Here is a 12,757-nt window from a genome sequence, read left to right on the forward strand (position 1 = left end):
GATGATAAATATTCTCCGGAATGGATAATTTTTAGTGATGGGTAGCTGCTTTGGATTTCTTAACTTTAAGAACCCTCTTTAACCTGCCCGTTAAATGTTATGAATATGAACGAAGAAAACCCTCATGTAACAAAAAGAAAGTCCGCTGCCGTTATTGTAGCCCATCCCGATGATGAAACCCTGTGGGCCGGGGGTACTATCCTGTTTCATCCGCAGTGGAACTGGACTATCATCAGCCTGTGCCGCGCCGGTGATACAGACAGAGCCCCTAAATTTTTTAAGGCACTACAATTGTACGGAGCACAGGGTGTAATGGGAGATATGGACGATGGCCCGGAACAAACGCCACTTCCGGAAGAGGTGGTGGAAAACCAGGTGCTTGCCCTGTTGCCGGTACAGCATTATGATTTGGTTATCACTCATCACCCACGGGGGGAATATACCCGGCATCTCCGCCACGAAGAAGCAAGCAGCGCGGTGATCCGGCTATGGCAACAAGGCAGGATCACTGCAGATGAGCTTTGGGCTTTTGCTTATGAAGATGGGTTAAAGTCCTATTTCCCTGAAGCTATTCCAGAAGCAACTATTTATCATGTGCTGGATAAAGATATCTGGCAACGGAAATATGAGGTGATCACGCAAACGTACGGATTTGAGGTCGATAGCTGGGAAGCAGCCACCACGCCTTTGGCGGAATCGTTCTGGTGTTTTAACAACAGCGGGGAAGCCCATCAGTGGCTCAACAGTTTACCGTTTGAATTATGAAAGTACTTTTGTTATTTGATTATCCGCCGGCTCCCGGCGGACTGGCAACACAAGGAAATTTATTGTACCATGGTTTGCTTGAAATAGGTGTAAATGCGCTGGCAGTACATTATGACTCACCACTGGAGAAGGAATGGTATTACAGTTCGTTTAAGCCGGATGTGGTGGTGGGCGTAGGTTATTGGGGATATTGCCCACAGCTGGTCCTGCATCCGCAGCGGTTTGGCGTGCAGCCGGTTCCCTGGCTGGTGGCCGATGGATATATCGCCAACTACCAGGAAGTGCTGAATGAGTTGCCGCTGATCCTCGTTACGTCACAGTGGGTAAAGGAAATGTATATACGCGATGGCATCAACGGCGATAAAATAGCCGTGCTGCCGGTTGGCTGCAATACCAACAGGTTTACACCGCTGCCAAAAGATCATCCGCGGGTGAAAGCCGTGCGGGAATCAATGGGCGTGGAGCCGGATGAGCTGATGCTCCTCACCATAGGTGGAGATGCCTGCTCAAAAGGAGCCAGGGAGGTGATGCAGGCGCTGTCGCAGTTAAGCGGCGAAGTGCCGGACAACTGGAAGTATATCTGTAAAGTATGGCCGCAGCCGCGCACCAGCATACAAAACAAAGCGGACCTGGAACTGGCGGAAGAACTCGGACTGGGTGGCAGGGTACAATACATCACCAGCATTGTATCAAGGGAGGAGATGCCTTATCTCATCAATGCCTGCGATATTTATGTGGCCCCTTCGCGGCTGGAAGGTTTCGGGATGCCACAGGTAGAAGCGGGCGCCTGTGAAAAACCGGTGATCGGCATCCGCGCAATGGGAATGCTGGATACGCTGGTAGATGGGGAAACCGCACTGCTGGCCGGTGTGGCAGAAAAAATAGTGCTGAACGAAGTAGTGCTGGGTAAAGAGTCGGGTTTTGAAGCAGATCACAAGGTGGTGTTTTCCACGCCCCGTACGGTCGATTACCGGGCAGATATAAATGATATCAGGCGGCATTTGCAACGGTTAATGACAGATGCCGCCTACAGGGAACAGTTAGGAAAAGCTGCAAGGAAAAGAGTAGTAGCAAATTTTGATTACCGGGTTATAGCAAGGCAGTTTGTGCAGCTGATGCGTGAAAAACTTAATATCCGTTAAACATGGAAGCTTCCTCCTGGTTAACTATCAATGCAGCCAAGGACGCCGCCCTGAAGGTTTTGCTGCATAATGTAAACGGCCCCTTTCACGGCCTTCCCCGCACTGCGGGATGGGGATATCCTGAGCCATACACGAGAGATCTTCTCCTGTCGTTTTTTGGCGTGGGCGTAACCGGCAACCAGGTGCTGATCAACAGCATCAGAAAAGTACTCGAAACACTGGCGAAAAATCAAACCCTACACGGACATATTTCTTCTCTCGTACACGACAAACAGGACCTGGGCGCCAGCGACAGCACGCCGCTCTTCCTGCTCGTGACAGGTATGTATCGCAAGCTCTCTGGGAATGAGCAGTTCCTCGAAGAAGCGGTGAACAGATCGCTGCAGTGGATGGAATATCAAAGTCCCTCGGATCGCTACCTGGTGGCGCAACAGCCTACCAGCGACTGGCGCGATGAACAATGGGTACTTGGATACGGACTGTTTGTAAACACGCTTGTATATAGTTATCTCCAGATCCTCGGATATCATGAACGCGCGGAGAAAGTACGGCAGGCAATGGGAAGGTTCACCATCACCGGCGGTGTACAGCACCGGCATGTGCACGAAGGACTGGTAGTGAAACACAAACCTTATTACGCCATGTGGTCCTACAAGGTACTGAGCAGTGAACGGTTCGACCTGCTGGGCAACAGTCTGGCTATACTCTCCGGTATTGCAGCGCCCACAAGGGCCGCGGAAATGGTATCATGGATTGAAGATGAATGTGCGGCGCTGATAAGAAACAACCAGCTGGCCGTAAAGCTGCCGCCTAACTTCTTCCCCTATACGAAACCTGGCGACAACGATTGGCACGAACGTTATACTTTTTTTAATCTCCCGGGAGAATATCATAACGGCGGCATCTGGCCTTTCATCTGCGGCTTTTATGTAGCCGCATTGGTAGCCGCAAAAAAGTACCGGCTGGCAGAAGAGAAACTGCTGGAACTCACCAGGATCATTACTATTTCCAATAGCGGAACAGTGGATTACGGTTTCAATGAATGGCTGAAAGCACAGGATGGCACAGCAAAAGGGCAGGAGTGGCAAACCTGGAGCGCCGCACTGTACCTGTATGCAGCGAAATGCGTGGAAGAAAGACGCACTCCCTTCTTTGAAGAAATGAGAATGCGGCAACCTGTTTCATGATAACTTGATGAAAGATTAGTAAAACACGTTCGCCAAATTGATGGTAACTTTACGCCCATTATCCCTGTGTTTTAAACTTATGAAGATGAATATCTACAGATCCCTGATGCTGCTGGCAGTTTTTGCCACCACACTCGTTGCCTGCGGAAGCCTTGAAATGGCCGGACCAGATAACGTTAGCCCCACCACACCACCGCCTACCACCCCACCTGTAACAGGCAATAATAAAATTGAAGGCACCTGGAACTTTGCGGGCGTTCGTGTAAACAGCGTTAGCAGCATATCGGAATCCGGCGCCAAAGCCATTGTTTACAGCGACTATACCACCTTCAATAACAAAGGCGTAGTGGTAATTGATGGAAGTACTTTCAAGATAACAGGCATGAGCTATTCTATCGATGCGGTTATCAGGAATGTGCTGTACATGAATGGACAGCTGGTCACCGATCTGCAAATGCCTTTCCAGATAGAAATGGATCCGTATAATGCTTCCAATCCCTATAAACTGGTAGGAGCAGATTCTATTTATTTCAGCGCGAGCGTAATGGAAACTCCTTCCTATGGCGGTGGTACTGTTGAAGTACAGGCTGTGGGTGGAAAAATTTCCTGGAGTGCGGATACGTTGCTGCTTACACTGAATCTTAACCAGGTACAATCCTCTGCTGTTGTAACCGGCTTTGAAGTGATGAAACTGGTGAAACAGAAATAAAAGAGTTACCGGTTATCTTTCTTCCAAAAGGTAACCGGTGATGGTCCCTATTTCTTCCGGGTATCAGCCGCCTGCCAGATGGATTTGATAGCTGCCTCATCGTTCATGCCATCCGGACATTGCGTGGAGCGGGTATTGGCCCGGTATTTCAGTCTCGTTTTTTTCCGGCCCAGGGTAACTACACGGGTAACAGGCATTTGCAAATGACCATTGGCGTCATGCGCTGCTACCCATTGATGTGCATATTGCAGCCAGTTGTGCCGGTATTGTTCCGGTTGCTGATAAAACCAGCTGATTTCATCAAAGCCCCACGGGTAAATGGTAGTGGTATCCGGCACACCCGGGTGATCACTGATACCAAAATTATCCAACTCCACCAGGTAAGGCATTGACGCGGCTTCCCAGCCACTGGGTGTAATACCGCCTTTGCTTCTCCCGAAAAGGGCATCCGTAAAACCCATTGCTAAAATACCTTCCTGCGGATGCGCTGGTACGGATTTAATACGCAGCGGGAACGAGTTAAAATCCAGTAAGCTTTTACCATTGACTACCATACCACCTGACGGCGTATGTGCATCGAGCAATACCCAGTGATGGCGGGTATGATCTTTTGCATAGGCCCGTAATTTTTCCAGGAAGGCCGCCCATTCCGTCAGCTGTGGATCTTCCATGCCTATCAGGGCAATTTGTCCGAGGTGCAGTGCTTCGCAGCCCACTTCCATATAGGTGCCCGCCAGGAACATAAACCACAGCTGCGTTTCCACGCGTGTAATATCCGGTACGCTGTTGCCTTTACTCCAATGATCTACCAGTTTTCCTTTTGTATTGAGCATGCTGGCGTACCGGAAGTGCCTGTCTTCTGCCGGTAGTCCCAACGCTTTGAATGCCCATGCCGGAACAGGAATGGTGTTTACCTGTTCACTGATCTGCTCAAACAGGGCAGCCTGGAAAATTACTTCCGGGTCATTTTTCTGCACTTCCTGTACCAGCTGTTTGGCACCACTAAGAAAATCTTTGTTGTTGAGCACCGATTCCCCGCCCCAGCGGTAAATGGCGCGGCCTATAAACTTTGCCCCGATGTTCCTGATCAGGCGGATGTCATCTTCTTTGTTGGGATAAGGCGCATCGGAGGCGTAAGGATCTACCGAAAGAAATTCGGTCATGGTAACCGCATGATCCAGGTAATGTTCCAACGCGGGCCTGGTAATGCCTTTTCCGTTGAAGGAGGGTGTTTGGGAGCGGGCGGTAATAGCCCACAAACTAATGCCTGCAGCCAGCAATGCTGCCGCCGGACGCTGAGTGAATACTAACATGTCGTGGAATAAATTTTGAAAACAAGATACTTTTTTTTGACTGGCGGGAATAACATTTTTGGTTGTGTGGTGCATTTGTTTTTATATTGGGTGTATTAAAACGACCCAACCAGCATATGAGTTTACTGCCGGATATCTTTCCCGTCTTGTCCACGCCGCGTCTTCACCTGATTGAAATTGAACATTCGCATCAGCCGGATTTGTTTTACCTGCTGACAGATAAACGGGTTACCCGGTACTATCATGTAATACCGCTGAGTGAAGTGGCCAATGTTCGCCCCGTCATCGATCTTTTTAAAAAGCGTTTTTCTGATAAGCAGGGGATCCGCTGGGGCATTGCGCTTGAAAAAAAAACAGCGCTGATCGGTTTTATCGGTTTCAATAATTATGAAACAGCAGATACAGTGCCGCTGGTGTTTGCGCTGGTCCAGGAATACTGGGGTAAAGGCTACATGGCCGAAGCCATTGAGGCGGTAGTGCAGTATTGTTTCTCCACACTGGATTTGAAAAAGATCGTGGCAGATGTATTACCCGGCAACGAAGCCTCTGAAAGGGTGTTGATTAAAACAGGATTCCACCATGAAGCGCTGGTGGTGAAAGGCATGATATGGGACGACAAAGGATACGACGTTAACCGGTATGTAAGGGATAAAACGCCGGACCTGTAAGTATCTCTATTGTCCGCCGGTTGAGGACACAACAATACTGGTTCCTGCAACCAGGAACAATAAAGACACTCACAGGAATTACAGATGCAGGATTAAGCTTTTTTAGCGGCAGTTTTCTTGGGAGCAGCTTTTTTTGGCGTCACTTTCTTGTCGGCGGCTTTGGGAGTGTTGGCTTTGGGCGCAGCGGCTTTCTCAGCAGCAGCTTTCTTCTTCGGCTTGGCAGGTCCTTTTGGTTTATCTGTTAGTCCTGCTATCATCGCTTTAGTGGCCTTTTTTACATTCCGGAGAAATTTCTTCTCTCCCAGCTTCTCTTTTAAATCGCTTAATGCGGTTAATACGTCGGCTACTTTTACACCAGCTTCTTTTTTAAGATGCTTGCCGGTCGGTTTACTCGAATCAGTCATGGAGCATTATTTATTTACAAAATATATTATATTCAAAATTAACAATTAAATAATATTGCCAATGTTAAGTTTTATAAGGCCATGATTTATAAAGAATATTCTGATCTTAGCGAAACTGAAATCAACTATAAATTCATTATATTGGGGTAGGCTACCTTCCTTGTGTCGGAGCTTGTTATTGTTTTAACCATAGGGGTATGGGTTCAAGAGATGTTATTATTATAGGTGGGGGCCTGTCGGGCCTCACCAGTGCTATTCATTTATCGAAGGCAGGATTACAGGTAACCGTGATCGAAAAAAGTAAATACCCTTCGCACAAGGTATGCGGGGAGTATGTTTCCAATGAAGTATTACCATATCTGCAGTCGCTCGGGGCAGATCCTTCGGTATTGCATCCTTCCCGGATCAACCAGTTAATTATTTCAGATCATTATGGCAAAACGCTGGAAACACCGCTTCCATTGGGAGGTTTTGGTGTAAGCCGGTATACGTTCGACCAGTTCCTGATGCAAACAATGATCGAAAACGGGGTGGAGTTAATTGAAGATACCGTTACCAACGTGGTATTTGAAAACGACCGTTTTTTTATTGATACCAACAGCTATGGCGTTTTTTCAGCGCCGGTGGTGTTGGGCGCTTATGGTAAAAGAGCTGCACTTGATGGAAAGCTTGCCCGTCCGTTCTTTAATGAAAAATCGCCCTGGCTGGCCGTGAAATCGCATTACCGTGGCAACTTTCCGCCCGATACTGTTGGGCTTCATAATTTCGATGGTGGCTATTGCGGCGTATCAAAAGTAGAAGATGATATCCTGAATATCTGCTACCTGGTAAGCTATGAGAGTTTTAAGAATTTTAAGCAGATAGAATCACACCGCGAACAGGTGTTATACCGTAATCAGCATCTGAAGGATATCTTTGAAAACAGCACCGCCTTGTTCGATAAACCTTTAACCATCAGCCAGGTATCGTTTACAGATAAAGAAAAGGTACTGAATCATATCCTGATGATCGGCGATACCGCGGGGCTTATTCACCCGCTTTGCGGCAACGGTATGGCTATGGCCATACAAAGCGCGCAGATAGCATCCGATAAGGTGCTGGAATACTTTTCAGCCACCACGCGTAACCGTTTATTGATGGAACAGAATTATATAAAAGCCTGGAACAAAATGTTCAGCGGCCGCATGCGCACCGGTCGTGTATTATCCCGGTTGTTCCGCAATGAAAAACTTTCTGCTACGATGATGAAAGGACTAATCCTCTTCCCTGGCCTGTTGCCGGGAATTATCAGGCGCACGCATGGGAAACCGCTAAATGCTGTACCGGAATGCGTGTAAAGACCCGGCACCGGAGCCAGGCTACCGAAATCATGGACGATTTCAGTATGGACGGCGATCTGCTGAAAGCCACGCTGGATAAAATAGCACAAATCAATTTCTTACTGGGAGGCAACCGCATCACCCGTAAAGGGGTAGCGGCCCTCATCAAAGATATTCCCGCCAGCCAGGAAATTACCATCGTGGATATAGGCTGCGGCAACGGTGATATGCTGCGGCAACTGTCGGATACTTTTTCATCCCAAAGAAAAATAAAGTTAACCGGCATCGATGCCAACCAGGCTACGGTAACGCATGCACGGAATTTATCAAAAGATTATCCGCACATTGAGTATTATTGCCAGGATATTACGCAGCCAGCCTTCCGGGAGCAACGCTATGATATTGTTTTGTGCACGCTTACGCTGCATCACTTTAAAGAAGCGGAAATCCGGGAACTGATGAAAGTCTTTTACCGGCAGGCCGGGAAAGGAGTAGTCGTTAATGATCTGCACCGCAGCGCATTAGCATACCGCCTGTTTCAACTGGTATGCTTTGTGTTTAATTTAAACAGTATGGTCAGGGAAGATGGACTGGTATCCATTCTCCGGGGATTTAAAAAGAAAGAATTACAACATTTATCGGCTGACCTTAATATTGATCAGTATTCCCTCAAATGGAAATGGGCGTTCCGGTATCAATGGATAATCAATAAACTATGAGCGTTAAAATTCAGACTGTCGCAAAAGCACTACCGCCTTACTCAAGAACTACTGCCGAAATTATCCCTTACTTATCCTTATGGCTCCAGGGCCAGGAAGAAAGATTTATCCGCAAGGTGATCAAGATCTTTGAAAACGCCGGCGTGGATAAACGTTATTCTATTATGGGACCTGAAGAAGTATTTACCAGTACTTCTTTTGAAGATAAAAATAATATCTACCAGCGGGAGATGATCGCCCTGGGCCGCACCTGCCTGCAAAGCGCGCTGGATAAAGCCGGTTTGAAAGGAACAGACCTCGACTATATCATCACCGTGAGCTGCACCGGCATCATGATCCCATCCCTGGATGCATACCTGATCAATGAACTGCAGCTGCGCCAGGATATTGTACGCCTGCCCGTTACGGAGATGGGTTGTGCCGCAGGAGTTTCGGGGATCATCTATGCCAAAAAAATGCTGGAGGCAAACCCAGGTAAAAGAGCGGCGGTAATAGCCGTGGAGTCGCCTACCGCCACATTCCAGCTGGACGATTTTTCGATGGCCAATATCGTCAGCGCAGCCATCTTCGGCGACGGAGCTGCCTGCGCGATTCTTTCTTCCCATGAACAGGATCCCGGCCCGGAAATTATCGCGGAAGAAATGTATCACTTCTATGATGCGGAATACCTGATGGGATTCCATCTCTCCAACACCGGTTTAAAAATGGTGCTGGATATAGAGGTACCCGAAAAAATAGAAGCGCACTTCGGCGATATCGTACACCCTTTCCTGGCAAAAAATAATCTTACTATCGAAGATATCGATCATCTCATCTTTCATCCCGGCGGGAAAAAGATCATCACCCTTGTGGAAGAACTGTTCCGCACTATGGGAAAGAAACTGGACGATACCAAAGAAATTCTGCGGTCGTATGGCAACATGTCCAGCGCTACGGTGTTATATGTATTGGAAAGATTTATGGAGCAGTCGTTGCCGGAAGGCGACAAAGGACTGATGCTGAGTTTTGGCCCGGGCTTTTCCGCACAAAGAATATTATTACAATGGTAACAGAGTTTTCATCTTACTGGGCATTAATATTGGGAGGCAGCAGCGGGCTTGGACTGGCCTCGGCACGTAAGCTGGCGGCGCATGGCATGAACATCTGTATTGTATACCGCAATACCCGCGTGGAACTGGCAGATATCCAGCAGCAATTTGAGGAAATCAGGTCACAAGGCGTGCAGCTGCTCACATTTAACACCGATGTGCTCAACACCGGGAAGCGTGCAGACATTTTACAGCAGTTACAGGGGGCGATGGGCACAGGTCGTATCCGCTGCCTGCTGCATAGCATCGCAAGGGGTAACGTCAAAGCTTTACCGGATCTGGAGGCGGATGATTTCAATACCACCATCGGACATATGGCGGTGAGCTTATACGAATGGTCGGCCGATATCCTGCACAGGCAACTGTTTGCCACAGATGCACGTATCCTTTCTTTTACAAGCGATGGTAGTTACAAAGCAATGGCGCACTATGCAGCGGTATCTGCTGCGAAGGCGGCGCTGGAATCCATTACCCGGAGCATAGCGCTGGAATTTGCGCCGCATGGCATCAGGGCCAACTGCATCCGCGCCGGGGTTACCGACACGGCATCGTTGCGGAAAATTCCGGGCAGCGAAGCATTGCTGGAATACAGCAGGGAAAGGAATCCCTTCCGGCAGCTTACCACACCAGAGGACGTAGCGAATGTAGTATACCTGCTGTGCAGAGATGAAGCCGCCTGGATCAATGGGGCCGTTATACCGGTGGACGGAGGAACACATATTCATTAGCATATGACAAAAGAAGAGATCCTGCAGCATTTACCATATGCACCGCCTTTCCTGTTTGTGGATGAACTGGAATATATTGATGAAGAAAAAGTAACGGGTGTATATACCTTCCACGCAGATATGCCTTGTTATAAGGGCCACTTTAAAGGGCTTCCTGTTACGCCGGGCGTGTTGCTTACAGAAGTAATGGCGCAAACAGGGCTGGCCTGCCTGGGTATTTATCTTTTGAGAGATGAGATTGAGATACGGGAGCAGTTACCCACGGTAGCTATGACGGCTACCCACATCGACTTTTATTTGCCTGTGGCGCCCGGTGAAACGGTGAAGGCGCAGGCTACGAAAATATATTTCCGCTTTAACAAGTTAAAATGCCGCGTGGCATTATATAATGCTGCCGGTGCTTTAGTGTGTGATGGAACGATGGCCGGCATGATCATCAATAGTAAAAATGAATAACAGGGTTGTCATAACAGGTTTAGGAGTAGTAGCGCCAAACGGTACAGGTATTGCCGCTTTCAGCGAAGCGATCAAAAAAGGTATATCCGGTATCCGTTATGATGAACAACTGGCCGCGCTGAAATTTTCCTGCCAGATTGCAGGCAAGCCGGATGTGCCGGAAAGTTTGCAGCAACAGTATTTTGAAGAGTTGGAATTAAAGCAGCTGAGTAGTTCCGGCATCATTTACGGCGTAATAGCCGGCATGCAGGCATGGGCAGATGCGGGTTTGGCTATCGCATCGGAAACCCCCGACTGGGACAGCGGCGCCATTTTCGGCGCCGGCACTTCCGGCGTGGATAAATTCCGCGAATCCGTTTATAAGGTAGATGAACTACAGGTGCGTCGTTTAGGCAGCACCGCAGTTACGCAAACCATGACCAGCGGCATCAGCGCTTTCCTCGGTGGAAAACTGGGCCTCGGCAACCAGGTAACCACTAATTCCTCTGCCTGTACCACCGGCGCAGAAAGCGTACTGATGGCTTATGAGCGGATTAAACACGGTCATGCTAAACGCATACTGGCTGGTAGTACCAGCGATAGCGGCCCTTACATCTGGGGCGGCTTCGATGCCATGAAAGTAAGCACCTTTAAATTTAACGAACGCCCGGAGGCAGGTTCCCGGCCCATGAGCGCCACCGCCAGCGGTATTGTTCCCGGCAGCGGGGCAGGAGCGCTGGTACTGGAATCACTGGATAGCGCGCTGGAACGCGGCGCTACTATCTATGCGGAAGTATTGGGCGGCAATATCAATTCCGGCGGGCAACGGAACGGTGGCAGTATGACGGCCCCCAATCCGGTTGCAGTGCAGCGTTGCATTGCAGCGGCCCTTCAACAGGCAGGTGTGCAGGCTGCTGATATTGACCTGATCAACGGTCACCTTACCGCTACCGGCAAAGATGCAGAAGAAATAGCCAACTGGTGTACCGCACTTCAGCGCAACGGGAAAAACTTTCCTTATATCAATGCGTTGAAATCAATGGTGGGCCATTGTCTTAGCGCCTCCGGGAGTATTGAACTGGTAGCTGTGGCATTGCAGCTAAAGGAAGGATTTGTATCTCCCAATATCAACTGCGAAGATCTTCACCCTGATATTCAGGCACGGGTACACCGCGAAAGAATTCCGGAACAGCTATTGTATAAAGACATAAATTTAGCAGCGAAAGCGAGCTTTGGTTTTGGAGATGTAAACGCTTGTATTATTCTGCAAAAATACCTGCAACCTTAAACAAAATAATATGGATAAAGAAACATTCATTGAGCAGTTGAGAGAAATAGTAAGGCCCTATGCTAAAAATCAGGAAGCGCTGGCAACCATCAACACTTCCACTGATTTTATCCATGATCTCAAAATTAATTCTGCCAACCTGGTAGACGTGGTACTGGATGTAGAAGAGAAGTACGATATCGTGATCCAGAACGAAGAAATGGAACGCATGCTGAACGTGCAGGCCGCACTTGATATTGTGGAAGCAAAGCTGAACGAGAAATGATCGGCAACGACATTATAGATCTCCGGGCTGCTGCCATCGAAAGCCGCATTTATCGCAAAGGCTTCCTGGAGAAATTGTTCCTGCCGGAGGAAATCAGGATGATCCGTGATGCCGCCGCCCCCGCAGTGCTCACCTGGTTGCTATGGAGCTGCAAGGAAGCGGTGTATAAAATAGTGCATCGTAATACCGGCGAAAGAAAGTATGCGCCGCAAAGGTTTTGCTGCCAGGTAGAGCAGGACGTTACTTCAGCCGGGTGCTATACAGGCACCGTGTTATATGATCAACACACTTATTGTTATCAGAGTTTTATCACTGATCATTGTATCCATACCTGTGCGGCCGAAACCCCCCGGCTGATGCAACACGCTGCCGTATTTACAAAACAGGCTGCTGGTGAAAACTATGCGAATTTTATGCAGGAAGTACTTTCTTTACAGGAGTTATTTTATAAAGATGATAATGGAATACCGTATATCCTTCACCGTGAAGACGGCAGGAGTATGCCGGTTTCTGTGAGCCATCACGGAAAATATTGTGGCATCGTAAAACTGAACGGGTACCAGTGCCTGAAAGCCCCTGGCATGTACCACCTTTAACCCACCCCGATTTAAAAATAACAGCGGACGTTTGAAATCATGTTCTTACCCTCATCATGATTAATTTGTAGGTATGTATATACATAATGCTAATAAAATACCATCATGCGGCAAAATACTATCAAAATAGC

15 protein-coding genes are annotated in these 12,757 nt (G+C 48.3%); 13 read left to right on the forward strand and 2 right to left on the reverse strand.

The genetic code is table 11. The features are described 5' to 3' along the window. The first annotated feature begins 105 nt into the window (after positions 1 to 105). The 4 genes from ACMXI2_RS08315 (at position 106) to ACMXI2_RS08330 (ending at position 3,803) form a co-directional block, all read left to right on the forward strand. Positions 106 to 765, forward strand: a complete 660-nt coding sequence (locus ACMXI2_RS08315) for a PIG-L family deacetylase (protein WP_483781222.1) — start codon at positions 106 to 108, stop codon at positions 763 to 765. Then, a complete protein-coding gene (locus ACMXI2_RS08320) occupies positions 762 to 1,907 on the forward strand; it encodes a glycosyltransferase family 4 protein (RefSeq protein ID WP_483781223.1) in 1,146 nt (381 codons plus the stop codon). Before ACMXI2_RS08315 ends, ACMXI2_RS08320 begins: the two co-directional genes overlap by 4 nt. 2 nt (positions 1,908 to 1,909) lie before the next feature. Next, entirely contained in the window at positions 1,910 to 3,094 is a 1,185-nt protein-coding gene (locus tag ACMXI2_RS08325; protein WP_483781224.1) for a glycoside hydrolase 100 family protein, read from the forward strand. Positions 3,095 to 3,179: 85 nt separating this feature from the next. After that, entirely contained in the window at positions 3,180 to 3,803 is a 624-nt protein-coding gene (locus tag ACMXI2_RS08330; RefSeq protein ID WP_483781225.1) for a hypothetical protein, read from the forward strand. A gap of 47 nt (positions 3,804 to 3,850) precedes the next feature. Here the strand turns inward: ACMXI2_RS08330 and ACMXI2_RS08335 are convergent, their stop codons facing one another. Further along, positions 3,851 to 5,116, reverse strand: coding sequence for a hypothetical protein (locus ACMXI2_RS08335; protein WP_483781226.1), 1,266 nt, complete (start codon positions 5,114 to 5,116; stop codon positions 3,851 to 3,853). Positions 5,117 to 5,232: 116 nt separating this feature from the next. Here ACMXI2_RS08335 and ACMXI2_RS08340 point away from each other — a divergent pair, with 116 nt between their 5' ends. Then, positions 5,233 to 5,784 (forward strand): GNAT family N-acetyltransferase, encoded by a 552-nt coding sequence (locus ACMXI2_RS08340; protein ID WP_483781227.1) that lies wholly within the window; start codon positions 5,233 to 5,235, stop codon positions 5,782 to 5,784. Positions 5,785 to 5,876: 92 nt separating this feature from the next. Here the strand turns inward: ACMXI2_RS08340 and ACMXI2_RS08345 are convergent, their stop codons facing one another. Further along, a complete protein-coding gene (locus ACMXI2_RS08345) occupies positions 5,877 to 6,188 on the reverse strand; it encodes a hypothetical protein (RefSeq protein ID WP_483781228.1) in 312 nt (103 codons plus the stop codon). A gap of 197 nt (positions 6,189 to 6,385) precedes the next feature. On the opposite strand from ACMXI2_RS08345, the gene ACMXI2_RS08350 reads away from it, so the two are divergent. The 8 genes from ACMXI2_RS08350 to ACMXI2_RS08385 are packed head-to-tail and all read left to right on the forward strand — an operon-like array spanning position 6,386 to position 12,626. Further along, positions 6,386 to 7,525 (forward strand): NAD(P)/FAD-dependent oxidoreductase, encoded by a 1,140-nt coding sequence (locus tag ACMXI2_RS08350; RefSeq protein WP_483781229.1) that lies wholly within the window; start codon positions 6,386 to 6,388, stop codon positions 7,523 to 7,525. Then, complete coding sequence (locus ACMXI2_RS08355; RefSeq protein ID WP_483781230.1) at positions 7,516 to 8,226, forward strand: methyltransferase domain-containing protein; 711 nt, start codon at positions 7,516 to 7,518, stop codon at positions 8,224 to 8,226. Before ACMXI2_RS08350 ends, ACMXI2_RS08355 begins: the two co-directional genes overlap by 10 nt. Continuing rightward, positions 8,223 to 9,275 carry a type III polyketide synthase gene (locus ACMXI2_RS08360; RefSeq protein ID WP_483781231.1) on the forward strand — a complete coding sequence of 351 codons (1,053 nt, stop codon included), beginning with the start codon at positions 8,223 to 8,225 and terminating at the stop codon, positions 9,273 to 9,275. Before ACMXI2_RS08355 ends, ACMXI2_RS08360 begins: the two co-directional genes overlap by 4 nt. Continuing rightward, positions 9,269 to 10,042: an SDR family oxidoreductase gene (locus ACMXI2_RS08365; protein ID WP_483781232.1), complete on the forward strand. Its 774-nt coding sequence runs from the start codon at positions 9,269 to 9,271 to the stop codon at positions 10,040 to 10,042. Before ACMXI2_RS08360 ends, ACMXI2_RS08365 begins: the two co-directional genes overlap by 7 nt. Positions 10,043 to 10,045: 3 nt before the next feature. After that, entirely contained in the window at positions 10,046 to 10,498 is a 453-nt protein-coding gene (locus ACMXI2_RS08370; protein WP_483781233.1) for a 3-hydroxyacyl-ACP dehydratase FabZ family protein, read from the forward strand. Beyond that, the gene (locus ACMXI2_RS08375) at positions 10,491 to 11,765 is read left to right on the forward strand and encodes a beta-ketoacyl-[acyl-carrier-protein] synthase family protein (protein WP_483781234.1); all 1,275 of its coding nucleotides are present in this window, start codon (positions 10,491 to 10,493) and stop codon (positions 11,763 to 11,765) included. The genes ACMXI2_RS08370 and ACMXI2_RS08375 overlap by 8 nt, the downstream gene beginning before the upstream one ends. A 10-nt stretch (positions 11,766 to 11,775) precedes the next feature. Beyond that, positions 11,776 to 12,030, forward strand: a complete 255-nt coding sequence (locus ACMXI2_RS08380; RefSeq protein WP_483781235.1) for an acyl carrier protein — start codon at positions 11,776 to 11,778, stop codon at positions 12,028 to 12,030. Beyond that, on the forward strand, positions 12,027 to 12,626 hold the full coding sequence (locus tag ACMXI2_RS08385; RefSeq protein WP_483781236.1) for a 4'-phosphopantetheinyl transferase family protein: 600 nt from the start codon (positions 12,027 to 12,029) through the stop codon (positions 12,624 to 12,626). The genes ACMXI2_RS08380 and ACMXI2_RS08385 overlap by 4 nt, the downstream gene beginning before the upstream one ends. The last annotated feature ends 131 nt before the right edge of the window (positions 12,627 to 12,757 follow it).

This window comes from Chitinophaga sp. G7 BAM 1005 (assembly GCF_057126945.1).

Coding starts and splice junctions, on each gene's coding strand:
- ACMXI2_RS08315 (WP_483781222.1), top strand. CDS start 106: ATGAACGAAGAAAACCCTCATGTAACAAAAAGAAAGTCCGCTGCCGTT.
- ACMXI2_RS08320 (WP_483781223.1), top strand. CDS start 762: ATGAAAGTACTTTTGTTATTTGATTATCCGCCGGCTCCCGGCGGACTG.
- ACMXI2_RS08325 (WP_483781224.1), top strand. CDS start 1,910: ATGGAAGCTTCCTCCTGGTTAACTATCAATGCAGCCAAGGACGCCGCC.
- ACMXI2_RS08330 (WP_483781225.1), top strand. CDS start 3,180: ATGAATATCTACAGATCCCTGATGCTGCTGGCAGTTTTTGCCACCACA.
- ACMXI2_RS08335 (WP_483781226.1), bottom strand. CDS start 5,116: ATGTTAGTATTCACTCAGCGTCCGGCGGCAGCATTGCTGGCTGCAGGC.
- ACMXI2_RS08340 (WP_483781227.1), top strand. CDS start 5,233: ATGAGTTTACTGCCGGATATCTTTCCCGTCTTGTCCACGCCGCGTCTT.
- ACMXI2_RS08345 (WP_483781228.1), bottom strand. CDS start 6,188: ATGACTGATTCGAGTAAACCGACCGGCAAGCATCTTAAAAAAGAAGCT.
- ACMXI2_RS08350 (WP_483781229.1), top strand. CDS start 6,386: ATGGGTTCAAGAGATGTTATTATTATAGGTGGGGGCCTGTCGGGCCTC.
- ACMXI2_RS08355 (WP_483781230.1), top strand. CDS start 7,516: ATGCGTGTAAAGACCCGGCACCGGAGCCAGGCTACCGAAATCATGGAC.
- ACMXI2_RS08360 (WP_483781231.1), top strand. CDS start 8,223: ATGAGCGTTAAAATTCAGACTGTCGCAAAAGCACTACCGCCTTACTCA.
- ACMXI2_RS08365 (WP_483781232.1), top strand. CDS start 9,269: ATGGTAACAGAGTTTTCATCTTACTGGGCATTAATATTGGGAGGCAGC.
- ACMXI2_RS08370 (WP_483781233.1), top strand. CDS start 10,046: ATGACAAAAGAAGAGATCCTGCAGCATTTACCATATGCACCGCCTTTC.
- ACMXI2_RS08375 (WP_483781234.1), top strand. CDS start 10,491: ATGAATAACAGGGTTGTCATAACAGGTTTAGGAGTAGTAGCGCCAAAC.
- ACMXI2_RS08380 (WP_483781235.1), top strand. CDS start 11,776: ATGGATAAAGAAACATTCATTGAGCAGTTGAGAGAAATAGTAAGGCCC.
- ACMXI2_RS08385 (WP_483781236.1), top strand. CDS start 12,027: ATGATCGGCAACGACATTATAGATCTCCGGGCTGCTGCCATCGAAAGC.